The organism is Pseudomonas sp. SB113 (genome assembly GCF_040754745.1).
Classification (GTDB): domain Bacteria; phylum Pseudomonadota; class Gammaproteobacteria; order Pseudomonadales; family Pseudomonadaceae; genus Aquipseudomonas; species Aquipseudomonas grimontii.
The window spans coordinates 182,734-206,721 of sequence record NZ_JBFMHW010000004.1 but is presented as its reverse complement, the minus strand read 5'-3'; the positions used below and the strand labels follow the sequence as shown (position 1 = coordinate 206,721).

Annotated in this window: 19 protein-coding genes; 7 read left to right on the top strand and 12 right to left on the bottom strand. The window is 61.7% G+C overall.

Annotated features, from left to right (window positions below; translation table 11 throughout):
* Nucleotides 1–17: 17 nt before the first annotated feature.
* Entirely contained in the window at nucleotides 18–1,097 is a 1,080-nt protein-coding gene (locus AB1462_RS07460) for a polyamine ABC transporter substrate-binding protein (protein WP_090404355.1), read from the top strand.
* A gap of 90 nt (nucleotides 1,098–1,187) precedes the next feature.
* Nucleotides 1,188–1,646 (top strand): transposase, encoded by a 459-nt coding sequence (locus AB1462_RS07455; protein ID WP_367246475.1) that lies wholly within the window; start codon nucleotides 1,188–1,190, stop codon nucleotides 1,644–1,646.
* Between the two features lie 1,120 nt (nucleotides 1,647–2,766).
* Here the strand turns inward: AB1462_RS07455 and tkt are convergent.
* On the bottom strand, nucleotides 2,767–4,830 hold the full coding sequence (gene tkt, locus AB1462_RS07450) for a transketolase (RefSeq protein ID WP_315338501.1): 2,064 nt from the start codon (nucleotides 4,828–4,830) through the stop codon (nucleotides 2,767–2,769).
* A gap of 175 nt (nucleotides 4,831–5,005) precedes the next feature.
* On the opposite strand from tkt, the gene AB1462_RS07445 reads away from it, so the two are divergent.
* A complete protein-coding gene (locus AB1462_RS07445; RefSeq protein ID WP_090403311.1) occupies nucleotides 5,006–5,230 on the top strand; it encodes a DUF465 domain-containing protein in 225 nt (74 codons plus the stop codon).
* 158 nt (nucleotides 5,231–5,388) lie between these two features.
* Here the strand turns inward: AB1462_RS07445 and AB1462_RS07440 are convergent, their stop codons facing one another.
* Nucleotides 5,389–6,765 (bottom strand): VOC family protein, encoded by a 1,377-nt coding sequence (locus tag AB1462_RS07440; protein ID WP_259193130.1) that lies wholly within the window; start codon nucleotides 6,763–6,765, stop codon nucleotides 5,389–5,391.
* 288 nt (nucleotides 6,766–7,053) lie between these two features.
* On the opposite strand from AB1462_RS07440, the gene AB1462_RS07435 reads away from it, so the two are divergent.
* Together AB1462_RS07435 and AB1462_RS07430 are read left to right on the top strand one after the other, a co-directional pair.
* Nucleotides 7,054–8,463, top strand: coding sequence for an OprD family outer membrane porin (locus AB1462_RS07435; protein ID WP_315338500.1), 1,410 nt, complete (start codon nucleotides 7,054–7,056; stop codon nucleotides 8,461–8,463).
* A gap of 69 nt (nucleotides 8,464–8,532) precedes the next feature.
* Nucleotides 8,533–11,208, top strand: a complete 2,676-nt coding sequence (locus AB1462_RS07430) for a glucosidase (RefSeq protein WP_367246474.1) — start codon at nucleotides 8,533–8,535, stop codon at nucleotides 11,206–11,208.
* A 67-nt stretch (nucleotides 11,209–11,275) separates the two neighbouring features.
* Here the strand turns inward: AB1462_RS07430 and AB1462_RS07425 are convergent, their stop codons facing one another.
* Together AB1462_RS07425 and AB1462_RS07420 are read right to left on the bottom strand one after the other, a co-directional pair.
* Nucleotides 11,276–11,590: an SCP2 sterol-binding domain-containing protein gene (locus AB1462_RS07425; RefSeq protein WP_259193127.1), complete on the bottom strand. Its 315-nt coding sequence runs from the start codon at nucleotides 11,588–11,590 to the stop codon at nucleotides 11,276–11,278.
* A gap of 56 nt (nucleotides 11,591–11,646) precedes the next feature.
* Nucleotides 11,647–12,357 (bottom strand): histidine phosphatase family protein, encoded by a 711-nt coding sequence (locus AB1462_RS07420; RefSeq protein ID WP_090403321.1) that lies wholly within the window; start codon nucleotides 12,355–12,357, stop codon nucleotides 11,647–11,649.
* A gap of 195 nt (nucleotides 12,358–12,552) precedes the next feature.
* Between AB1462_RS07420 and sohB the strand changes: the two genes are divergently transcribed.
* Nucleotides 12,553–13,578, top strand: a complete 1,026-nt coding sequence (gene sohB, locus AB1462_RS07415) for a protease SohB (RefSeq protein WP_090403324.1) — start codon at nucleotides 12,553–12,555, stop codon at nucleotides 13,576–13,578.
* A gap of 341 nt (nucleotides 13,579–13,919) precedes the next feature.
* Here sohB and AB1462_RS07410 read toward each other — a convergent pair whose 3' ends face one another.
* Nucleotides 13,920–15,428: an MFS transporter gene (locus AB1462_RS07410; RefSeq protein ID WP_367246473.1), complete on the bottom strand. Its 1,509-nt coding sequence runs from the start codon at nucleotides 15,426–15,428 to the stop codon at nucleotides 13,920–13,922.
* A 150-nt stretch (nucleotides 15,429–15,578) separates the two neighbouring features.
* On the opposite strand from AB1462_RS07410, the gene AB1462_RS07405 reads away from it, so the two are divergent.
* A complete protein-coding gene (locus AB1462_RS07405) occupies nucleotides 15,579–16,475 on the top strand; it encodes a LysR family transcriptional regulator (RefSeq protein WP_367246472.1) in 897 nt (298 codons plus the stop codon).
* Here AB1462_RS07405 and dhaL read toward each other — a convergent pair.
* From dhaL to AB1462_RS07370, 7 genes are all read right to left on the bottom strand, one after another.
* Nucleotides 16,432–17,079, bottom strand: a complete 648-nt coding sequence (dhaL, locus tag AB1462_RS07400) for a dihydroxyacetone kinase subunit DhaL (protein WP_090403330.1) — start codon at nucleotides 17,077–17,079, stop codon at nucleotides 16,432–16,434. The two genes, AB1462_RS07405 and dhaL, sit on opposite strands and share 44 nt — an antisense overlap.
* A gap of 3 nt (nucleotides 17,080–17,082) precedes the next feature.
* On the bottom strand, nucleotides 17,083–18,084 hold the full coding sequence (locus AB1462_RS07395; protein ID WP_090403332.1) for a dihydroxyacetone kinase subunit DhaK: 1,002 nt from the start codon (nucleotides 18,082–18,084) through the stop codon (nucleotides 17,083–17,085).
* An 86-nt stretch (nucleotides 18,085–18,170) separates the two neighbouring features.
* Nucleotides 18,171–19,286 carry an alcohol dehydrogenase catalytic domain-containing protein gene (locus AB1462_RS07390; RefSeq protein ID WP_090403338.1) on the bottom strand — a complete coding sequence of 372 codons (1,116 nt, stop codon included), beginning with the start codon at nucleotides 19,284–19,286 and terminating at the stop codon, nucleotides 18,171–18,173.
* Nucleotides 19,287–19,314: 28 nt separating this feature from the next.
* Entirely contained in the window at nucleotides 19,315–20,070 is a 756-nt protein-coding gene (locus AB1462_RS07385) for a GolD/DthD family dehydrogenase (protein WP_315338493.1), read from the bottom strand.
* A gap of 150 nt (nucleotides 20,071–20,220) precedes the next feature.
* Complete coding sequence (locus AB1462_RS07380; RefSeq protein WP_090403342.1) at nucleotides 20,221–21,228, bottom strand: substrate-binding domain-containing protein; 1,008 nt, start codon at nucleotides 21,226–21,228, stop codon at nucleotides 20,221–20,223.
* Nucleotides 21,229–21,264: 36 nt separating this feature from the next.
* The gene (locus tag AB1462_RS07375; protein ID WP_027608638.1) at nucleotides 21,265–22,242 is read right to left on the bottom strand and encodes an ABC transporter permease; all 978 of its coding nucleotides are present in this window, start codon (nucleotides 22,240–22,242) and stop codon (nucleotides 21,265–21,267) included.
* Nucleotides 22,239–23,726 carry a sugar ABC transporter ATP-binding protein gene (locus AB1462_RS07370; RefSeq protein ID WP_090403344.1) on the bottom strand — a complete coding sequence of 496 codons (1,488 nt, stop codon included), beginning with the start codon at nucleotides 23,724–23,726 and terminating at the stop codon, nucleotides 22,239–22,241. The genes AB1462_RS07375 and AB1462_RS07370 overlap by 4 nt, the downstream gene beginning before the upstream one ends.
* Nucleotides 23,727–23,988: the final 262 nt, after the last annotated feature.

Below are 23,988 nucleotides of genomic sequence, written 5' to 3'. Positions count from 1 at the left end.
CGCCAGGAAATCGAACCATGAAAGCCATTGCCCTGTTGCCCTTGATGTTGGTGGCCTCTATCAGCCAGGCCGCCGAGACGGTGAAGATCTACAACTGGTCCAGCTACATCGCGCCGGACACCACGAAGAATTTCCAGAAGCAGACCGGTATCGGCTTCAGCTACGACGTGTATGACAGCAATGAAACCCTCGATGGCAAGCTGATGACCGGTAACTCCGGCTATGACGTGGTGTTCCCGTCCAATCACTTCATGGCGCGGCAGATCCAGGGCGGCGCCTTGAAGAAGCTCGACAAGAGCCAGTTGCCCAACTGGAAAAACCTCAACCCCGTGCTGCTCAAGGCCCTGGAAAACAACGACCCGGGCAATGCCCATGGCTTCCCGTACCTGTGGGGCAGTACCGGTATCGGCTACAACATCGACAAGGTCAAGGCGGTGCTGGGCGATAACGCACCGGTGGACTCCTGGGACTTGATCTTCAAGCCCGAGTACATGGAAAAGCTCAGCAAATGCGGGGTAGCCATCCTCGATAACGGCCCGGAACTGCTGCCTATCGCCCTTAATTACCTGGGGCTGCCACCCCACAGTAAAAAACCTGAAGACTACAAAAAAGCCGAGGCGCTGCTGATGAAAGTGCGGCCCTATGTGGCGTACTTCCACTCCTCGAAATACACCGGCGACCTGGCCAATGGCGACATCTGCGTGGCGGTCGGCTTCTCCGGCGACGTACTGCAAGCCGAAAGCCGCGCCAAGGAAGCCAAGAATGGCGTGAAGATCGGCTATCAGATTCCCAAGGAAGGCGCCGCAATCTGGTTCGACATGGTGGCCATGCCCGCCGATGCCCCCGATGAAAAGGCCGGCTACGCGTTCATGAACTACCTGCTGGAGCCCCAGGTGATGGCGGACATCACCAACTCCGTGCACTACGCCAACGGCAACAGTGCAGCGGATAGTCTGGTAGACCCTGAGATCAAGGCCGACACCAAGATCTACCCCAGCGATGAAATGATGGGCAAGTTATTCGCGCTGGAAGCGATGCCGCTGAATATCGACCGGATTCGCACACGGGTGTGGAACACCATTCGTATGGGCCGCTGACGGGTAATATCTCGTCGCTTTTTGGGTTCGCTGTTTAGCTGTTTTTTTCTGTAGCGTCCTTGCCTCCTTTCAATAGAACGGGGGCAAGGAATGCTCACATCGAACAAATCAGGCCGTTTGCGAATCGGTAGAGCGTCACAAGCAGGGGGCGTTTACTTACTGACCGCCGTAGTGAACCGGCGTGAACCAATCTTCGACGATTGGCGGCTCGGGCGCCTGGTTGTGAAGCAGTTTCGAGAAGCCCACGAGGATGATTGGGTTAACTCTCTGGCCTTTGTGGTCATGCCAGACCATATGCATTGGCTGGTTCAACTCCATGAGCGGACGTTGGCGGAACTGATGTGTCGAATTAAATCGCGCAGCAGCCTAACGGTTAACGGTGCTCTAGGTCGTAAGGGGCGGTTATGGCAAAAGGGCTATCATGACCGTGGTGTTCGGCGCGAAGCGGACTTGAAAGACTTTGCACGTTACGTGGTGTGTAACCCCATTCGTGCAGGGCTGGTCAGGCGTGTTCACGACTACCCGCTGTGGGATGTCTGGTGGCTTTAAAAGCCCATGTATCCCGTAGATACCGTCTTATCCAACACCGCGCAAATCCGTAGCAGCTGCCGAGCGCAAGCAAGGCTGCGTTGGGCGCACCGCCGACATCACTGACCATCCACGTTCTCGCGGCGATTCATCGTGATGCTGGGTGTTTGTGAGGGCCTCACGCAGCCTCGCCAAGGCTCGACAGCTGCTACGCGCCATCTCACGCTCCCGTAGCAGCTGCCGAGCGCAAGCGAGGCTGCGTTGGGCACATCGCTGACATCACTGACCATCCACGTTCTCGCGGCGATTCATCGTGATGCTGGGTGTTTGTGAGGACCTCACGCAGCCTCGCCAGGGCTCGACAGCTGCTACGCGCCATCTCACGCTCCCGTAGCAGCTGCCGAGCGCAAGCAAGGCTGCGTTGGGCGCACCGCCGACATCACTGACCATCCACATTCTCGCGGCGATTCATCGTGATGCTGGGTGTTTGTGAGGACCTCACGCAGCCTCGCCAGGGCTCGACGGCTGCTACGCGCCATCTCACGCTCCCGTAGCAGCTGCCGAGCGCAAGCGAGGCTGCGTTGGGCGCACCGCCGACATCACTGACCATCCACGTTCTCGCGGCGATTCATCGTGATGCTGGGTGTTTGTGAGGGCCTCACGCAGCCTCGCCAGGGCTCGACAGCTGCTACGCGCCATCTCACGCTCCCGTAGCAGCTGCCGAGCGCAAGCGAGGCTGCGTTGGGCACATCGCCGATATCACTGACCATCCACGTTCTCGCGGCGATTCATCGTGATGCTGGGTGTTTATGAGGGCCTCACGCAGCCTCGCCAGGGCTCGACAGCTGCTACGCGCCATCTCACGCTCCCGTAGCAGCTGCCGAGCGCAAGCGAGGCTGCGTTGGGCGCACCGCCGATATCACTGACCATCCACGTTCTCGCGGCGATTCATCGTGATGCTGGGTGTTTGTGAGGGCCTCACGCAGCCTCGCCAAGGCTCGACAGCTGCTACGCAGGTGGCTCGGCTCAAGCTGTGTAGATGCCTATGCCCCGATGAGGGCGTGTCAGTTGATGCATTTGTGGCTGACCGACCGCCATCGGGAGCAAGTTGAATCGTCGCACCGCCCCTCCCACATGTTGCTCAGTGTTGGGTCAGTTGGATCTGTGCCTTGGCCTGCTCCACCACGTTCTCAACCGTAAACCCGAACTTCTCCTGCAACTTCGCCAGCGGTGCTGACGCGCCGAAGCTGTTCATTACCACCTTGGCGCCGGTCTGGCCGACATAGCGGTCCCAGCCCAGTGGCCCGGCCTGTTCCACCACCACCCGTGCCTTCACTGCCGGCGGCAACACACTGTCGCGGTAGGCTTGGTCCTGGTCTTCGAACAGTTCCCAGCTGGGCATTGAAACCACCTGCGCGGCAATCCCTTCGCTTTTCAACTGCTCATAAGCTGCAACCGCCAGGCTGACTTCACTGCCCGTTGCCAACAGAATCACCTTAGGATCATCAGCCCCTGCCAGCACATACGCGCCCTTGGCCGCACCCGACGCCGCCGCATACTTCGTACGATCCAACGTCGGCAGTGGCTGGCGAGAGAGCACCACGCAACTTGGCCTGTGGGTCTGCGCCAGCGCGACCTTCCACAGTTCCAGGGTTTCATTCGCGTCGCCGGGGCGCAGGGTCAGCAGCCCCGGCGTGGCGCGCAGTTGGGTCAGGTGTTCGATGGGCTGGTGGGTCGGCCCATCTTCGCCCACGCCAATCGAGTCATGGGTGAACACGAACACCACCGGCAGCTCCATGATCGCGGCCAGGCGGATCGGCGGCTTCATGTAGTCGCTGAACACCAGGAACGTCGAGGTGTACGGCCGCAGGTAGGACAGCGCCATGCCATTGGCAATCGCGCCCATGGCGTGTTCGCGAATGCCGAAGTGCAGGTTGCGCCCACTGTAGTCGTCGGCACTGAAGCGCCCGGCACCGTCGAAGGTGAGGTTGGTCTTGGTCGAGGGCGAGAGGTCCGCCGAGCCGCCGAGCAGCCAGGGGATGTGCCGGGCAAACGCATTCAGCACTTCGCCACCGGCGGCACGGCTGGCCACACCCTTGGCGTCGCTGTCGAAGCTGGGCAGGTCATCTTGCCAATGCTGCGGCATTTCGCCTGCGCGCATGCGGCGCAACTCGTCGGCCAATGCCGGCTCGGCTTGATCAAGCTGCGACAAGCTCTGGTTCCATGCTTCATAGAGCGGCCGGCTGCGCTCCAGCAGCGCATCACGCAACACGTTGCGGGCTTCGTCCGGCACCAGGAAACTGGAGTCTTCGGGCCAGCCATACGCGGCCTTGGTCAGGCGGATTTCTTCATCGCCCAATGGCTCGCCATGGGCGGCGGCGGTGTTGTGTTTGTGCGGCGAGCCATAGCCGATCACGCTGTCGACCACGATCAGGGTGGGCGCGCCGGTAGTGCGCTGGAAGGTTTGCAGCGCCTCGCTCAAGGCCTGTAAGTCATTCGCGTCGGTCACGTGCAAGGTGTGCCAGCCATAGGCCTGGAAGCGCTTGATCACGTCTTCGCTGAAGGCCAGCTCGGTGTGGCCCTCGATGCTGATGGTGTTGTTGTCGTAGATCCAGCACAGGTTATCGAGCTTCAAGTGCCCGGCCATCGACGCGGCTTCGCTGCTGATGCCCTCCATCATGTCGCCGTCACCGCACAGGGTGTAGACGTTGTAGTCGAACAGCACCTGGTTATCGCGGTTGAAACGCTTGCCCAGCCAACGCTCGGCCATGGCCATGCCGACGCTGTTGGCGCAGCCTTGGCCCAGCGGCCCGGTGGTGGTTTCCACGCCGGTGGTCATGCGGTACTCGGGATGGCCCGGGGTCTTGGAACTCATCTGCCGGAACTGCTTGATGTCGTCCAGGCTGATCGCCGGCTGCCCCGAGCGTTTGCCATGGGCATCGATCTCGACCACACCCGCCAGGTGCAGCAGCGAATACAGCAGCATCGACGCATGCCCCACCGACAACACAAAGCGATCACGGTTGGGCCAGTCGGGATGCTCGGGGTGGTAACGCAGGAAGCGACTCCACAGCGTATAGCCCACCGGGGCCAGGCCCATGGGCGTGCCGGGGTGGCCGGAGTTGGCCTTCTGCACAGCGTCCATGGCCAGGGTGCGGAGGGTGTTGATGCATTGGGTGTCGACAGCAGTGGCAGCGTGAGTCATGAAACCGTTCTCCCTCGGGTGGCGATCTACAGTGGAGGGCTGGACGTGGCAAAGGTTTGATCCCATTGCCTGCGTCGCGACGAACGGGGATGGATTGAGCCTAAACATGACAAGACCCGTCGGAATGGGCTAGCTTCAAGGGTGTAAGCCATTGATCAACTTGCGGAGGTACGCCATGCCAGTGAAACACGACCTGTATCAGGATTTGGGGTTGAGCAAGGAAGACGTTCACGAACGCAGGGCGAGCGACAAACGCCTGGACTCGCTGCTCACTCAATACGACGCTGCCGACGGGGAGGTGCTTAAGGCGGAATCGGCCAAAGCCAGCGATGAGGATGTGGAGAAGCTGAAGAAGAAACGACTGTTGGTCAAAGACGAGATTGTGGGGCGACTGGGTTAAGCAGAGAACCACACCTGCCATCGGCTGTGCAGATTTTTTCAGAATTGACTGAAAGACATCGCTGTCCCGCCTACCTATGATGCCGCTCGCCCACCCCGCTCAAGGGACTGTTGCGGCGCAAGGATTGCGCCGGTGAGCCGGGTGGGCACTGTCGGTTTTTACCCCAGCAGCGTGCGGGTGCATTCATCCATCGAGCGCTGCTGCGTCTCGCCATACAGCTTCAATTCATCAATCGTCTTGCGCCCCAGGGCCTTCTCGAATTCGGCTTGGTTCGAATTGGCGGCGTAGTGACTCTGCGCCGCGTCCCCCAGGTTCGACTGGAAAATCCCCGCCGCACTCACCGGCAGGAAATCCTCATACACCAACGGTTCGACATCCACATGGCCGGCGGCGACCAGTGCCTCCAGCGTGCGCGGTTGATCGGCCTGGCCGCGTGCTGCCAGGCCTTTTTCCGTGGCGAAGTAGCGGAAGTAAGCGAGGCCCTGTTCACGCATGTGCGCGTGGTTATCCGGGAAGGCCTGGAAGTGCTGCTCCATCAATTGCATGTAACGCGCGGCGTTGCCCTCGTTGGGGAAGGCGCCCAGTTCGTCGCGCGCGGCATTCAGCAGTTGGTCGTACAACGCGCGGCCTTTGGGCGTCAGCGCCACGCCACGCTGTTCGATTTCGCCGAAGCGCGCGCTGTGGCTGCCCTGGGCATCGGTGAAGGCGATGGGTTCGTCGAGGGCCTTGAAGCTGGTCTGGCGCAACAGGATCGGGCAGTGGCGGCGGGGTGGGCCTTCGATCACGGCCTTGGGGGTGATGCCCTTGCCGGGCATGGCGGCCTGGACCTGGTCGATGTCCAGGGTGCGCGGGGTCAGGTGGTTGATGTGCGGGCCCTTGAAAGCCACCACGTCGGCGATCAGGCGGTGCTGGTCGCTGAGCTGCTGGTACTGCGCGCCGGTGACGGTCGCAGTGTGGTGCCAGCGGAAGGTTTCCAGGGCCTGGCGCACAAACTCATCGGCATCCGAAGCAGTGAGGCCGCCGTCTTTCTCCGATTGCTCGATCAGCGCCAGGGCGCGGGGGGTGAAGATCGAGCGCTTGGCCAGGGCGGTTTCGGCAAACGCACGCAGCTCGGGGTTTTCGATCAGCTCCAGGCGCAGCAGCGAGGTGAACACGCGAAACGGGCTGGTTTGCAGCGCGCTTTCATGCACGGCGCGGAAGGCGGTGGAGTGCACCGGTACGCCGGCGGGTGTCAGGTCGTAGTAGCCCACCGGCTGCATGCCCATCACCGCGAACAGGCGGCTGATGGTCGCCAGTTCCGCCGCGGTGCCCAGGCGGATGGCGCCATGGCGTTCCATGTCCAGGCGCTGGATCTCGCCGGTGCGTTGCAGCTGTTGCGCCAGGCCCGGTTCGGTGTCGAGTACGCGGGTGTTGGTCTCGGCGACCAGCTCCATGAGTGCGCCATACAGGGGAACTTCATCTCGGTACATGTCGGACATGGCCTTGGAAAAGCCCTTGCGGATCTCGTCGGGGCTGACATGTGCGGTGGCGTGCATAGAAAAATTCCTGATGGCGATGGAGATGGGCGCGGCCTATGCCTGGATTTTGTTGGGCTGTGGGCGGGCGTGCAAACGAAGAATCCTCTGGACTTCATTCTGCAAATGAATGAAATGACGTGAATATGACAAAAAACGGCGGCAAGGAAATTTCATTTTCCAGGCACTTTTCTAAAGAAAGCTTCACGAGGTCCGTCCAGGCCGGCATGAAAGAATCGTCACGTTTGCAGAGCCCACAACGGGTTTGCACGCCAAGCACGATAAAAAAACATTCAGGGGCCGCAGTTAATGAAAATTTCTACACTGGCGTTGTCGATCACGGCCGCCGTTCTTGCACAACAGGCTTACGCGGATGACTTCGGGCTCGGTTCGCTGGGCACGGGCAATGGCCACAGCGGCTTTCTCGAAGACAGCCATGCGTCCGTCAGTTCGCGGACCATGTACTACAGCGCGGATAACCGCTCGGGGACTAACAACGACTTGCGCGAAGCGGCAACCGCGCTGCGTTTCGACTACAAATCCGGTTTCACCCAAGGCACCGTTGGCCTGGGTTTCGACGTGATGGCCTTCGGTGCCCTGCGCCTGGACGGTGGCGATGGTCACACCGCGGGCCCGGGCCTGGCGGGTAACGGCAACAGCTTTTTCCCGACCAGGAACAACGGCACCGAGCCGGCTGATGCCTTCGGTCGCGCAGCCGGCAACGTGAAGTTCCGCATTTCCCAGACCGAGTTGCATGTCGGTGGTGGCTTGGCGCCGGTGCTGCCGATCCTGGTCTCCAACGACAGCCGCGTGGCCCCGCAAACCTTTGACGGCGGCATCCTTACCTCCAGCGATATTCCCAACGTCACCTTCACCGGCGGCGAGCTGAACCGCGTCGAAGGCCGTGCCTCCAGCAACTCCACGGGCTTGAGCGTGGCCGGCGGTACGCGCGACAGCGACAGCTTCAAATTCGGTGGGGTGGACTACAAACCGTTTGGTTCGTCCGACAACGCCATCGCGAAAAACCTGACGTTGCAGTACTACTACGCCAACCTGCAGGACTTCTACAAACAGAACTACGTTGGCCTGGTCCATGTGCTGCCGCTGGGTAACGATCAGTCGTTCAAGACCGATCTGCGTTACTTCGACAGCAGCAGCGACGGCAAGAATGGCGAGAGCGGCTACCAGTTCAACAACAACGGCGGCTACGCCAAGCACGCGAACGAAGTGGACAACAAAACCTACAGTGCCGCGTTCACCTACCAACTGGGCGGCAGCAGCCTGATGCTCGGCCATATCGGCGTGGGTGGCGACGGTGGCTTTGTGTGGGTCAACCAGGGCAGCCTTGCCGACCCGCACGCCCAAGGTGCCGGCGGCAGCGACTTCTACCTGTTCACCGACGCGGTGGTGGGCCAATTCTCTCGGGCGGGCGAGCAGGTCAACTTCGGGCAGTACGCGTATGACTTCAAGGCCTACGTGCCGGGCTTGAAAGCGTCCGTGGCCTACCTGGACGGTACGGATATCAAGTCGAAGGTGGCCGGTGGCCCTGACCAGAAAGAAAACGAAACCGACTTGCGCCTCGACTATGTAGTCCAGGCCGGTCCTCTGAAAGGCTTCGGTACCACCTTGCGTACCGGTACCTATCACGGCAAAAACACCGGCACCGCCGATCAGGACCAGACCCGCCTGATCTTCAACTACACGTACGCCATCTTCTAAGTCTTCATGTGCGCCCGGGCGTCATTGGGCTCTACACTGCTCCTCACCTGGTAGGCGATGGAGGACCCGATGACGGCCACACCCGACACCCGAATACTGGACACGATTGAAGGCCAACGCCTGGCGACGCAGAATGCCGAGCGTTGGCGCGAGTGGGGCCCCTATCTGAGCGAACGCCAATGGGGCACGGTGCGCGAAGACTACAGCGCCGACGGCGATGCCTGGACTTACTTCCCCCATGAACATGCGCGCAGCCGCGCCTATCGGTGGGGCGAGGATGGCCTGGCCGGTTTCAGCGACAAGGCACAACGCTGGTGCCTGGGCCTGGCCCTGTGGAACGAGCGCGACGCGATCCTCAAGGAGCGCCTGTTCGGCCTGAATAACGCCGAGGGCAACCACGGTGAAGACGTCAAGGAGCTGTACTTTTTCGTCGACGGCGTGCCCAGCCATGCCTACATGCGCATGCTCTACAAATACCCCCATGCCGCCTTTCCCTACGCCGACCTGCTCGCCGAAAACGCCCGGCGTGGGCTGGACGATGCCGAGTACGAGATCCTTGATACCGGCGTGTTCGAAGACAACCGCTACTGCGACGTCAGCATCGAATACGCCAAGCACCAGCCCGACGATATTTTCATGCGCGTCACCGTGCACAACCGTTCGCAGCAGCCGACGCGCCTGCAGGTGCTGCCGCAGGTGTGGGCGCGCAATGACTGGAGCTGGACCGTTGATGCGCGCAAGCCGCAGTTGAGGCTGGAGGGCGAACACGTGTTGGCCCGTCATCATGAACTGCCCGATCGGCATCTCAGCGCCTGGGGCCAGGAAGGCCTGGAATGGCTGTTCTGTGAAAACGAAAGCAACTTCCCGTTGCTCGACGGGCAAGCGGCGCCGGGGCCGTTCAAGGATGGGGTCAACGATTACGTGGTCGAAGGGCTGGATGCTGCGATTCGTCGCGACACCGGTACCAAGGTTGCCGCGCGCTTTATCCTTGAACTGGCGGGCCTGCAAAGCAAAAGCCTTTACCTGCGCTTTGCGCCCGTGGATGCCCCCGAGGTCAACGCGCGCAAACTGTTTGAACAGCGTCGCCAGGAGGCCGATGACTTCTACGCCGCCTTGCAGCAAGGCATCGTCGATGACGACGCCCGCAATGTGCAGCGCCAGGCCCTGGCCGGCTTGCTGTGGTCCAAGCAGCTCTACTATTTCGATGTGAACCAGTGGCTTGACGGCGACCCGGCCCAGCCCGCGCCACCGCCCGAGCGCCTGCATATCCGCAATACCCATTGGCGGCACCTGTCCAACTTCGACATCCTGTCCATGCCCGACACCTGGGAATACCCGTGGTACGCCTCCTGGGACCAGGGTTTCCAGGCGGTGGCGTTTGCACTGATTGATCCTGGGTATGCCAAGAAACAGTTGTTGTTGCTGGTGAAGGACCGCTTCATGCACCCCAACGGTCAACTGCCAGCCTATGAATGGCGTTTCGACGACGCCAACCCACCGGTGCATGCCTGGGCCAGTTGGCGCGTGTATCAGCAGGACAAGGCGCTGACCGGTGTGGGCGATCTGGATTTCCTCGAGCGGATCTTCCACAAGCTGCTGCTGAATTTCTCCTGGTGGGTCAACCGCAAGGACGCCGAAGGCCGCAACCTGTTCCAGGGCGGCTTCCTGGGGCTGGACAATATCGCCTTGTTCGACCGCTCGGCGGCGTTGCCGCCGGGTTATCAGCTCGATCAGGCCGACGGCACCGCCTGGGTGGCGGCGTATGCGCTGGACTTGATGCGCATCGGCCTGGAGTTGGCCAAGCGCAATGTCGTGTACGTTGATATTGCCGTGAAGTTTTTCGAGCACTTCCTGTACATCGCCGGCGCCATCAACCGTGTCGACGACAGCGCCGAAGGCCTGTGGGACGAACAGGACCTGTTCTTCTACGACGTACTGCACCGTCCCGACGGCCAGAACGAGCCGGTGCGCCTGCGCTCCATCGTCGGCCTGATGCCGTTGTTTGCCGTGCTGGTGCTGGAACAGCGCGAACACGAAGGGCTGGCGGGGTTGCGTGAGCGGCTGTTGGGTTTCATGCATCACCGGCCGGACCTGGCCAAGCTGGTGTCGCGCTGGAACGAACCGGGCCAGGGCAATCGTCTGTTACTCGCGCTGTTGCGTGGCGAGCGCACCAAGGATCTGCTGCGGCGCATGCTCGATGATGACGAGTTTCTCTCGGCCTTTGGCGTGCGTTCCCTGTCCAAGGCGTTCGCCGAGCAGCCATTGGCGCTGAAGATGAATGGCGACACCCTGTGCGCCCGTTACCAGCCGGGTGAATCCGACTCGCGCTTGTACGGCGGCAATTCCAACTGGCGCGGGCCATTGTGGATGCCGGTGAACTACATGCTGATCGAATCGCTGCGCGAATTTCACCGCTATTACGCGGACAACTTCTCGGTGGAATACCCGACGGGCAGTGGGTATCTGGCATCGCTGGAGGAAGTGGCCGACAGCCTCAGCCAGCGGCTGACTCGTTTGTTTCTGCGGGATGAAAACGGTGCACGGCCATCGATGGCCGGGTATGCGCAGTTGGAGGCGGACCCGGCCAGTCGCGACCTGGTGTTGTTCCATGAGTATTTCCATGGCGAGACCGGGCGAGGGCTGGGCGCATCACACCAGACCGGGTGGAGTGCGTTGGTGGCGTTGCTGCTACAGCCCAAATGTGGAAGGGGGCGTGCCCCCGATAGCGGTGAATCAGTCAACTGATGAAGCGACTGACAAACCGCCATCGGGGGCAAGCCCCCTCCCACAGCGATTCAGGGTTGCCCGTGAATCAGGCCGGGAACAGTTCGCTCAGCTTCATGGCCAGCATCATGTCGCCTTCAGCGCGCAGCTTGCCGCCCATGAAGGCCTGCATGCCGTCGGTGGAGCCGTCGACGATGCCTTTCATGGTCTCGCCGTCCATGACCAGGGTCACTTGGGCGTCAGGGTTTTCGCCTTCTTGCAGTTCGCAGGTGCTGTCTTTGACGATCAGCGAGAAGTTCTGGGTGTCGTCGATACGAAAACCGAACACCAAGTCCAGGCCGGCAGCAGCGGCTGGGTTGAATTTGGCTTTCATTGCTTCTACGGCTTTAGCTACGTCAGTCATGGTTTCGATCCTTTTATGGTGAGTCCAGTGACCTTGGGGTCACGGTTGGCCGCATTTCATCGGAAGGTGATGAGTTGCGGCGCCTTCAACAGTTGCAAGTGGGTGTGACTGTTGAAGGAAGCCAGTGCCACCTCGCGACCGCGGAATTTCAGCTGGTTGAGCGAGGTGTTAACAATTTGCCAGTTCAGTTCGAAGGCCTGGGCGGCAGGCATCCGGGTAATCAGGTGGAGCAGGGCGGTGATGGTGCCACCGGAGGTGAACACGGCGATTTTCTGCGTGTTGTCCGCTGCTTCAAGAATGCGTTGCAGGCCACCCTGGACGCGCTCCACGAAGCCCAGCCAGCTTTCCAGCCCCGGCGTGTCATAGGTGCCGGCCAGCCAACGCTCAATGATCAGGGCGAAGATGCGTTGGAACTCGCTGCGGTTTTGCGCGGCGTTGCGCAGGATGTCCAGGGCGTCGGGTTCGCTGCTGAGCAGGTCGGGGAGCAGGGCGCGGATGATTGCGTCGGCGTCGAATTCGTTGAAGGCGCTGTCGGTTTCCAATGCAGGAACAGGCAGGCCTAGGGTGCTGTATTGATCGAAGGCGGCGGTGGCCGTGTGCTGCTGGCGGCGCAGGTCGCCGGCCACGCAACGGTCGAACACCAGGCCCATATCCGCCAGGTGACGACCGAGCACTTGCGCTTGTTCCACGCCGACGGGCGACAGGACGTCATAATCGTCTGCACCGAAGGAGGCCTGGCCATGTCGAATCAAATAGATGCTGCCCACGTCCGTTTTCCCGGTACGTTGAAAGTCTGGCGAGGTTATGAGGATGCCAGGGAGCTGTCAATGAAAAAACATACGCTTGTTTTAAAACCCCGTTAGAGCGCGCACCTGCTGGTTGTTTGAGCACTGGTCGCCCGGCGGTCCCGTCGGTATGCTTGGGCAATCCGCGCCTGGCGCAGTGCATTTTTAAGGAGACACATGGATTTTCTGGCTGAATACGCGAGCTTTCTGGCGAAGACCGTCACCCTGGTGGTCGCTATTCTGGTGGTACTGATCAGCTTCGCGGCACTGCGCAGTAAAGGGCGTCGCAAAGCCGCCGGCCAACTGCAGGTCAGCAAGCTCAATGACTTCTATAAGGGCCTGCGTGAGCGCCTCGAGTCGAGCTTGCTCGACAAGGAGCAGCTCAAGGCCCTGCGCAAGTCCGAAAGCAAAGCCGAAAAGAAGAACAGCAAGAAGAAACCCGAGGCCAAGCCACGGGTGTTCGTGCTGGATTTCGACGGCGACATCAAGGCCTCGGCCACCGAGAGCCTGCGCCATGAAATCACCGCGCTGCTGAGCCTGGCCACGCCCAAGGACGAAGTGGTGCTGCGCCTGGAAAGCGGCGGCGGCATGGTGCACAGCTACGGCCTGGCGTCGTCGCAACTGGCGCGTATCCGCCAGGCGGGCGTGCCGTTGACCGTGTGCATCGACAAGGTCGCAGCCAGCGGCGGCTACATGATGGCGTGCATCGGCGAGAAGATCATCAGCGCACCGTTTGCGATCCTCGGCTCCATTGGCGTGGTGGCGCAGCTGCCCAACGTCAACCGCCTGCTGAAAAAGCACGACATCGACTTTGAAGTGCTGACCGCCGGCGAGTACAAACGCACTCTCACGGTCTTTGGCGAAAACACCGAGAAGGGCCGCGAGAAGTTCCAGGAAGACCTGGACATCACCCATCAGCTGTTCAAGAACTTCGTGTCGCGTTATCGCCCACAGCTGGCGATTGATGACGTGGCCACTGGTGAAGTTTGGCTGGGGGTTGCAGCGCTGGATAAGCAACTGGTCGACGAACTGCAAACCAGCGACGAATACCTGGCCACCAAGGCCAAGACCGCCGAGGTGTTCCACCTGCACTATGCCGAGCGTAAAAGCCTGCAGGAGCGGGTGGGCCTGGCGGCCAGCGGCTCGGTAGACCGGGTGCTGCTGACCTGGTGGAGCCGCCTGACCCAGCAACGGTTCTGGTAACCCGACGTTCAGAATGCATGCAGTCCCCTGTGGGAGGGGGCTTGCCCCCGATGGCGATGGGTCAGTCACAGTTGCATTTACTGACACACCCTCATAGGGGCATAGGTATCTACACAACTTTAGCTCAACGCTGAACGCCCGGCAGATAGGGCTGTTGTGGCGAGCGGGCTTGCCCCGCGTTGGGCTGCGAAGCAGCCCCAAAACACAGCCCCGGACCTGCCTGGCACACTGCAGCGCTCTTATTGGGGCTGCTGCGCAGCCCAACGCGGGGCAAGCCCGCTCGCCACAGTTACAGTGTTCCTCCTTAACTGACTGGTATTAGGGTCAGCCCTCTCCCACATTTAGTTCGGTGTGGGTATCGGCTTGCGCATCAGCCTCCCCACCACCAGCGCTCCGAGCAATCCCAATAACCCTGCCACCCACAACACCCCGCTGAACCCGTCCACAAACGCCTGCCGCGCCAGCGGTTGCACCACCGTCCGGGCGGATTCCGGCAACAGACCCATTGCCGCCGGCATATCCCCAGCCACCACCCGCGAAGCAATTCCCGTCACCTGCGCCTGCCATTGCGGGTCGATACTTGCGCGCAACAACTGCTCACTGTTGCTGCTCAGCAGTGCGCCATACACGCCAATCGCCAACATGATCGCGCTGAACCGCATGGTGGTGCTCATGCCCGAGGCCATGCCCGCACGGTCCCGTGGCACGCAGGCCATGATGTTTTTCTGCGTATCGCCGTTGAGCAAACCGGCCCCGGCCCCGGTGACTGCAATCGCCAGGGCGAAGGGCACGTAGCCGCCGATATTCACCGCCCAGGCACTTAACAGGTTGCCGCAGCCCACCAGGGTCAATCCGGCCGCCATCATCGTTGCCGGTGCGAAGCGACCCGCCAGGCGCGCGCCAATCCGTGGGCAGACCAGCATGGTCAAGGCGAACGGCAGCATGCCCAGGCCCGAGGCAATTGCGGACAAACCCAGGCCGTTCTGCAGATAAAACGGCAGCAACGTCATCATCACCTGGGCGCACCCGGCGTAGGCAAACATCCCGAGCAAGGCACCGATAAAACGCGGGTGGCGAAACAGTTGCAGGTCCACCATGGGGCGCTGTTGCACACGTTCGACCCCCACAAACACACCGAGCAACACCGCACCGCCGATCAGGCGCGCATAAGTCAGCGGGTTGTCCCAGCCGACGCGGTTGGCCTCGATCAGGCCCCAGATCAGACACAACAGGCTCGCGCTGAAGGCCAGGCTGCCCCACGGGTCGAGGCGGGCGGATTGGGTATCGCGGGATTCCGGAATCGCGCGCAATACCAAGGCCATCAGCGCCAGGCCCACGGGCAGGTTGAGGTAGAAAATCCAGCGCCAGCCCAGGTACTCGGTGATCAAGCCGCCCACGGTCGGCGCGGCCGTCATCGCCACGCCCATGCAGGCCCCCCAGAACGCCCAGGCCTTGGCCCGCTCGACCTCATCGTGGAAGGTGTGACCAATGGAGGCCAGGGCCGAAGTGAGCAATAACGCTGCGCCCACGCCCTTTACCGCACGGGCGATGTCCAGCCACAACGCACTCGGCGCCGCCCCGCAGCCAAGGGAGGCGAGGATAAAAACACTCAGGCCCCAGACCAGGGATTTCTTGCGGCCGAACCGATCAGCAATGCTCCCGGCCGGCAGCAGCAAAGCGGCAAACGCCAGCATATAGGCGCTGACCACCCACTCGATATCGGCGAAGTTCGCCCCCAGGTCGCGGGCGATGCTCGGCAGGGTCACGGCGACGATATTGGTGTCGAGCACGATCAGCGAGCAGACGCCGGATGCGGTCAGCAACGTCAGGCGCGGGCTGACCCGGCTCATGATTGGATTACCTTACAGGCAATATGGGGAATGCAGTTGACGGACATCGCAAGGGCTCTCTAGTGTTGAGGTGCTTCAAGCTTATCCCCGGCCATTGCTGACATTGTTAGCCGGTATGGAATACTTCATTACCTTTGAGCTAATCCTGCTATGGACATCCGCCATTTTCGCTACTTCCTCGCTGTGGCCCGGCAGCGCAACTTCACCCGCGCCGCCGAGCAATTGGGGGTCGCGCCACCGACCCTGAGTCGGCAGATCCAGGACATGGAAACCAGCCTGGGCACTCGCCTGTTTATCCGCCAGCAACGCGAAGTCAGCCTCACCGAAGCCGGCGCGGCCTTGCTGGTCGAAGCTGAAGCCACCGTGCGCCAGTTCGAATTCGCCCAACGGCATGCCCAGCGTGCCGGGCGTGGCGAGATCGGCCATATCGAATTGGGTTATGTGGCCTCGGCGGTGTACTCCGGGCTGTTGCAGCGGCAGATGCGCGCGTTCGGCCAGGCATTTCCCGACGTGAGCGTGACTGTGCGCGAATGCGCCATGGCCACGCTGCCGGGTGCGGTGGCGGACGGGCGCTACGACATCGGCTACATCCGCTCGCCGATGACGTTGCCCGAAGGGCTGGAGGCGGTGCGCCTGGACAGCGAAGGTTTTGTCTTGGCGTTGCCCCAGGATTCCTGGCTGCTGGGGCTCGCGGCCATTGGCTGCGAACACCTGCAAAACGAGACATTTATCCTGCCGGAGCAAATCAGCGGCACCCTGCATATCGCCGCGCAAGGCGGTTATGCGCCGCGCCTGGGGCCGCAACCGGGCGGGCTGGTCGCGGTGGTGGCGCTGGTGTCGATGGGCCAGGGCGTGGCGGTGGTGCCCGCATCAATGGTCGCGCATGTGCAGTTGCCGGGCGTGGTGTACCGCAGCATTCAGGGCAGCGATGCATCGTCGTGGCTGTCGCTGATTCACCGGCGCTTCGAGAAAGCGCCGGCGGTGGCGCGGTATATCCAGCAGGTCAAACACTCAGGCGCGGCTGCACTGAATCCGCCAGACGCGTAAGGATCAGGCAGCACGACACCGCCCCCGCATCCAGCACGCCCAGTGAGCGCTCGCCCAGGCGACTGGCGCGACCGATCTTCGCCACCAGGTCCTTGGTGGAGTCGCGCCCTTGCGAGGCGGCGGTTTTCATCGCCTCCAGTGCATCGTTGAACGACGCCCCCGAGGCATGCGCGCGCTCAAACGCTTCCACCGCCGGGATCAACGTATCCATCAGGCACTTGTCACCGACGCCCGCTTCGGTGATGTCCTGCAACGAGGTCAAGCCACCGCGCAGCAGGTGGGCGAAGGTGGCGGCGTCGATGTCATCATGGCCGCGCACTTCGTCGGCCATACCGATAAACAGGCTGCCATACAGCGGCCCCATGGAGCCGCCGATGCCTTCCATCAGGCTCAGGGTCAGTTCATCCAGGGCTTCGGCGAGGCTCAGTTGGCGACCTTCGAGGGTGCGCCCGCAATGGGCAAAGCCCTTGGCCATGTTGATGCCATGGTCGCCGTCGCCAATCGCGCCGTCGACTTCGCTGAGGTATTCGCGGTTGGCCACAATCACGCTGACCAGGTCGGTGACGATGGCGCTGCCGTCGTGGCTGGAAAAATGCTGGCTCATGGTTCAGTCCGCCTGGGTCATGCCGATGGAGCGGCAGGGTTGGTCGATCAGGGTTTTCAGCTCCGCGTCGAGGCCGAGCAGGGTCAGGGTCACGCCCATCATTTCCAGGGAGGTGAAGTAGTTGCCGACGTAGCAACGGTGAATCTTCAAGCCCTTGGCCTTGAGCTGTCTCTCGACCTCGGCGTAGAAAATATACAACTCCATCACCGGCGTGGCGCCGAGGCCGGAGACCAGCACCACCACGCTGTCGTCCTGGCTGAAGTCGCGGTCGGCGAGGATCGGCGCAAGCATGCGCTCGGCCATGGCGGCGGCGGATTCGATCGGGACAACCTCAATGCCCGGTTCGCCGTGATGACCGATGCCCAGTTCCATCTGGCCGTCGGCGATCTGGAAGTTCGGCTTGCCCACGGCGGCAATGGTGCAGGGCGTGAGGCCGATGCCAATCGAGCGGCAGTGGTCGACGGTTTTCTGCGCGACGCGAATCACACCGTCCAGGTCGTAATGCTGGGCGGCTGCGGCGCCGCCGATCTTCCACATGAAGATTTCCCCGGCCACGCCACGGCGCTTGGCGATCTCGGCCTTGGGCGCGGAAGCCACGTCGTCGTTGGCGACTACGGTGCGGATGCGCATGTCTTTGCTGGCGGCCATTTTCATCGCCAGCTTCACGTTCATATTGTCGCCGGCATAGTTGCCGTACAGGCAGGCCACGCCAGCGCCATGGTCGGCGGCGCGAAAGGCGTCGAAAAAGCTCTTGGCGGTGGGCGAGGAGAACACTTCGCCGACGGCCACGGCATCGACCAGGCCGGGGCCGACATAGCCGAGAAACGCCGGCTCATGGCCGGAACCTCCGCCCGTGACAATGCCGACACGGCCTGGCCCGGAAGGCCTGGCCTTGACGATCACCCGTGGGTTGCTCTCGTATTGGCGCAGTTCGGGGTGCGCGACCAGGATGCCGCGCAGCATGTCCTCGACCACTTGGTCCGGATCGTTGATGACTCGATTCATAACGCGGGTTCCTGTTTTTTATTGGTTCACCGCTAGCCAGTGTGGGAGGGGGCTTGCCCCCTTCCACATTTGGATAGTTAGTGGTCTTACGGCTCGAGTACAACCTTGAGCGACTTGTCGCCACGCTCCATCACCGCAAACGCTTCCTTGAAGTCCGCCAGGGCGAATTTGTGGGTCACCACGTCGCGCATATCAATCTTGCGGTTGCCGATAAAGTCGATGGCCCGCGGGTACATATACGGGCCCAGGTGCGAGCCGAGGATGTCCAGCTCCTTGCGGTCGCCGATGATCGACCAGTCCACCGTCGCCTCGTCGTTGAATACGCTGAACTCAACGAATCGGCCCAGCTTGCGCAGCATCGCCAGGCCCTGGTTCACTGCCTTGTGGTGCCCGGTGGCCTCGATATAGATGTCGCAGCCGTAGCCGTCGGTGATCGCGCGAATCTTGGCCATGACGTCGACTTCGGCCGGGTTCCACACTTCGTCGGCCCCCATGCGCAGGGCGAGGGCGGCGCGTTCGGGTTTCATGTCGAGCACGATGAGTTTTTTCGGGTTGCGCAAGCGCACGGCGCCGATGATGCCCAGGCCCAGGGTGCCGGCACCGGCGACCACCACAATGTCGTCATGGTCGACGTTGGCGCGCTCCGCCGCATGCAGTGAGCAGGCCAGGGGTTCGATCAGGATCGCTTCGTCGGGGGCGATGGATTCCGGTACTTTGTGAATGATGCCTTCCTTGGTGAAGATCATGTACTGGGCCATGGCGCCCTGCACATTGTTCTGGAAACCATAGAGGTCGTGTTTCTGGCACATCCAGTATTGGCCGTGGTTGCAGAAGCGGCAGCCCCAGCACGGCACGATCTGCTCCGAGATCACTCGGTCACCGACCTTCACGCCGCGTTTTTCCGCGCCGGGCCCCAGGGCGACCACGCGACAGACGAACTCATGGCCGGGGATCATCGGCGGCTTTACGTAGCGCGGTTGTTCGGCATCGCCCCAGAATGACGGCGCGCCGCGATAGGTCTTGATGTCGCCCATGCAAATGCCGCACAGCTCGACCTTGGTGAGGATTTCATCAGGGCCGGGCGTGGGTACGTCGACGGTTTCCAGGCGATAGTCTTCCGGGCCATGGCAAACCACGGCCTGCATGGTTTTCGGGATGACCGGGGAGAGTTGTTCGGGTGTGCGTTCGGTGACGGTGGACATGACAGAGCCTCACGACAGATAAAATGAATTACTGAATGCTGTAGCCGCCGTCGATCACCATGTTGGCGCCGGTGATCATCTGCGCGGCATCGCTGAGCAGGTACAGCGCCAGCCCGGCGATTTCTTCCGGTTGTGCAAAGCGGCCCGCCGGGATCTGCAATTTGGCGCGTTCGCCGACTTCTCCGGCCCAGGCCTTCTTGCCCAGCGCGGTCTCGACGATGGTGGGGGAGATGGCGTTGACGTTGATGTGCGGTGCCCATTCCATGGCCAGCACCTTGGTCATGCCGACGATGGCCGCTTTGCTGGCGCAGTAGGCGACGTGCCGGTCGAGGCCGATCACTGCGGCCTGGGACGCGAGGTTGATAATGCGCCCACTGCCTTGGGCCAGCATGTGCCGGGCGCAGGCCTGGGCCACGAAAAAGCTGGCCTTGAGGTTGATGTCCAGGGTGGTGTCCCAGGCGCTTTCGCTGACATCGACAGCCTTGTCCAGCAGGGCCACGCCGGCGCTGTTGATCAGGTAGTCCAGGCGTTGGAAGTGTTCGAAGACCTGGTCGATGGTGTGTTGCACCTGGTTGATCTGGCTGAGGTCGACGGCAATGCCCAGATGCCCGGCGCCCAGGCTCGCGGCCACTTCAGCCACCGCCGGGTCGCGGTCGAGCAAGGCCACGCGGGCGCCGCGCTCCACCAGCAGGCTGGCGCAAGCCAGGCCGATACCGGCGGCGCCGCCGGTGATCACCGCGCAACGACCGCTGAGGTCGAAGGCTTGGTTCCAGAATCCAGACATTTACATGACTCCATTTTCGAAAACAGTGAAGATCTCATGTGGGAGGGGGCTTGCCCCCGATGGCGGTGGGTCAGTCACCTGATCTATCACTGGTACACCGCCATCGGGAGCAAGCCCCCTCCCACACTTGACTGTATTTCAAGTCAATAACTACTTACCGCTGCTGACTTGTTTGTACAGCGCATCGGCGTTGGCGTTAGTCACAGGCACCCACGGCAGGATGTAGGTCTTGGCCGTGCCATCACCCCACTTCACGTCCTTGGCATAGCGCTCCCAGATCACCGACTGCGGCTTATAGTCCTTACCGGCCAGCGCGCGCAGGGCCACGTCCAGCGCGCCTTGGGACTGGGCCTGGGCGTCCTGGAGGAAGGTGGTTACTTCGTCTTTTTTCGCCGCCTGGATTGCGTCCGGCATGCCGTCGATAGAGGTGACGGGCACATCCTTGGACGTGAGGCCGTGGGATTTGAGGGCCTGCACGGCGCCGAGGGCCATGTCGTCGTTCTGTGCGATCACGCCGTTGATGCCTTTGGGGTGGGCGTTCAGCCAGTCTTCGGTCAGCGCCAGGGCCTGGGCGCGGTCCCAGTTGGCGGTCTTCTTCTCGATGATCTTGATGTCCGGGTGCTTGCCCAGCACTTCCAGTTCGCCTTTTTCCCGATCGATCTGCGCCGACTGGCCAATCGGGCCCTGAATGATCACGACGTTGCCCTTGCCATTGAGCTTGTCGACCATGGCCTGGGCCTGCAGGCGGCCGCCTTCCACATCATCGTTACCGACGTAGGGCACCGAGGCGTCGGCGACTTTGGTGTTGGAGGCGATAACCACCACGTCGTTGCTCATGGCTTGCTTGACAGTGCCGACGCCGGCCTTGGTGTCGATCGGCACGAACAGGATCGCGTCGTAGCGCTGGGTGACCATGTTTTCGATCTGGTTGTTCTGGGTCAGGGCGTCGTAGTTGCCGTCGAACACGGTCAACTGCACGGTGCCGTCCTTGACCGCCGGGTGTTCCTTGAGCTCGCGGACCCAGTTCTGCATGAACTGGCCCTTGAGGCCATAAACGGCCGCGCCGACTTTGTAGGTCTTGCCATCGGCAGCTGTTGCGATACTGCTGGCGAGCAGGGAGAGAGCCGCCGCGGCGGCCAAGGTGGTACCAAGTTTCATGGGGGGAACTCCGGTTATTGTTGTAGTGGTCGTTCTCTAGCGTTTTTTCTTGCGCCACACGTCGATCAGTACTGCAAACACGATGATCAGGCCCTTGGCGACCTGCTGGTAATAGGAGGACACGCCGAGCAGATTCAGGCCGTTGTTGATCACGCCGATCAACAACGCACCGAACAGCGTGCCGACAATGCTGCCGGTGCCGCCCGACAGGCTGGTGCCGCCGATGACCACGGCGGCAATCGCGTCCAGCTCATAAGACACCCCGGCCTGGGGCAGGGCGGAGGTGGTGCGTGCCGACAACACCACACCCGCCAACCCGGCGAGCAGGCCGGACACCACGTACACCGAAAACATCACCTTGCGCACGCCGATCCCGGAGGTGCGCGCGCTTTTTTCATTGCCACCCACCGCATACACGTAGCGGCCGTAGGTGGTGTAGCGCAGCACCATCCAGAAGATCAGCGCGACCACGGCGAAGATGATGATCGGCACGCCAATCGGGCCGATCTTGCCGATGCCCAGTGCCAGGTAGGCGTCGGGCAGGTCGGTGATCGGGCTGCCGTCGTTGAGGATGAAGGTCATGCCGCGCGCAATGCTGAGCATGCCGAGGGTGGCCACGAACGGTGGGATCGACAGGTTGGCGACCATAAAGCCGTTGACCACGCCGAGCATCGCACCGGCAAACATCCCTGCACTCACCGCCGCCAGCAGCCCGTAGCCCTGGGTCGCGACCATGGCGCTGCACAATCCGGCAAAGGCCAGGATCGAGCCTACGGAAAGGTCGATGCCCTTGGTCAGGATTACGTAGGTCATGCCCACCGCGAGGATGCCGTTGATGGAGGTCTGGCGCAGGATGTCCATCCAGTTGCGCCAGGTCATGAAGTACTCGCTGGAAAACGCCATCACCACACACAGCAGGATAAACACCAGCGGCAGGCCGAAACGGTCGAGGGACAGGCGCAGGCGGTTGCGCGGCGCTGTGGTGATGGGGGCGGCAATGGTTTTGGCATTCATGAGGCAAGACTCAACAAGGCTTCCTGGGAAAGGGCGGTGTCGGTGCTGATGGTCACCAGGCGACCGCCCTTGAAGACGGCGATGCGATCACTCAGGTGCAACAGTTCCGGGGCTTCCGACGACACCACGATGGCGGCGCCACCGGCGCGCACGAATTGATCCAGCAGGTGGTAGATCTCCTGCTTGGCGCCCTCATCGATACCCCGGGTCGGCTCATCGCAGAGCAGGCACACCGGTTCGGTCGACAGGCATTTGGCGAGCACCACTTTCTGTTGGTTGCCGCCGCTCATGGACGCCACCGGCAGTTCCAACGAGGTGGTTTTGATCTGCAGGCGCTTGACCATGTCCTGGGCCAGTTGGGTTTCCTTGCGCGCATTGATCAACGACCAGCTCGACAGGCGCTTGTAGGCCGACAGGGCGATGTTGGAAAGAATGCTGCCGGTCAGCACCAGGCCGCTGTCCTTGCGGTCTTCGGTGACCAGCGACATGCCGGCATTGATGGTTGCCTTGGGCAGGCCGATGGGCATGGGCTTGCCTTGCAGGGTCACGCTGCCGGAGTCCGCCACGGTCAGGCCATAGATGCAGTTGAGGAATTCACTGCGTCCCGAGCCCATCAGGCCGTATATACCGAGGATTTCACCCTGGCGCAGCTGCAGGCTGATGTCGTGGAACTCGCCGGCGCGGCTGAGGTTGTCGACTTGCAGGCAGGTGTCGGCGGCACACTCGCGGCCGACTTTGTGGTCGATGCGAGTCAGCTCCTGGCCAACGATGCCGCGCACCAGATGGTCGCGGTCGATGTCGGCCATGCGCCCGCTTTCCACAAAGGCGCCGTCGCGGAAAATGCTGTAGTCATCGGCGATCTGCGCCAGCTCGCTCAAGCGGTGCGACACATACACGATGCCGGCGCCGCGCGCGGTGAGGCGGCGGATCGCCTTGAACAGGGTTTCGGCTTCGCGCTCGCCAATGGCCGAGGTGGGCTCGTCCATGATCATCACCTGGCATTCATGGCTGAACGCCTTGGCGATTTCCACCAGCTGGATCTGCGCCACGCTCAGGCGGTGCATGGGGCTGGTGGCGTCTACATCAAATTCCAGGCTTTCCAGCAGTTCGCGGGTGCGGCGGTTCAAGGCCTTGTTGTCGACGATACAGCCGGCGCGACGCGGTTCACGGCCCAGCCAGATGTTTTCGGCAACGGTCATGTAGGGGATCGGTTCCAGTTCCTGGGTGATCATCGCGATCCCCGCCGCGAGGGCTTCGCTGGGGCGGTTGAACTGTACGGAGGTGCCGTTGAGCAGAATGCTGCCGGCATCACGCTGGGTAATGCCCATCAGGATGCTCAGGAAAGTCGACTTGCCTGCGCCATTGCCGCCGCACAGGGCGTGAACGCTACCGGCTCGCAGAGAGAGACGCCCGTCACGCAGGGCAGGGATGCCGGCATAAGCCTTGGCGACGTGTTCAGCCTGGAGCAGTAATGGCGTGGCCATCGGCGTGTCCTCGTGCTGTGAATTCTTATTAGGTCGCACAGTCATGTTTCGCTGTGATCATATGTGTATCAAATGAAATTCTGATCAGTCAATCTCTTTCATGTAAATGCTGTGATTCTGCTCTTTTGCGGAGATTACCCTTTTTTAGAGCGCTTTGACTGGCGAGTCAGTTAAATCATGCTTGACAGAAAGGGGGTAAAGCCCGCGAAATGGATGAGAGATATTTCATTGAGTGATCAATTGATCAGTCGTAAGCACGATC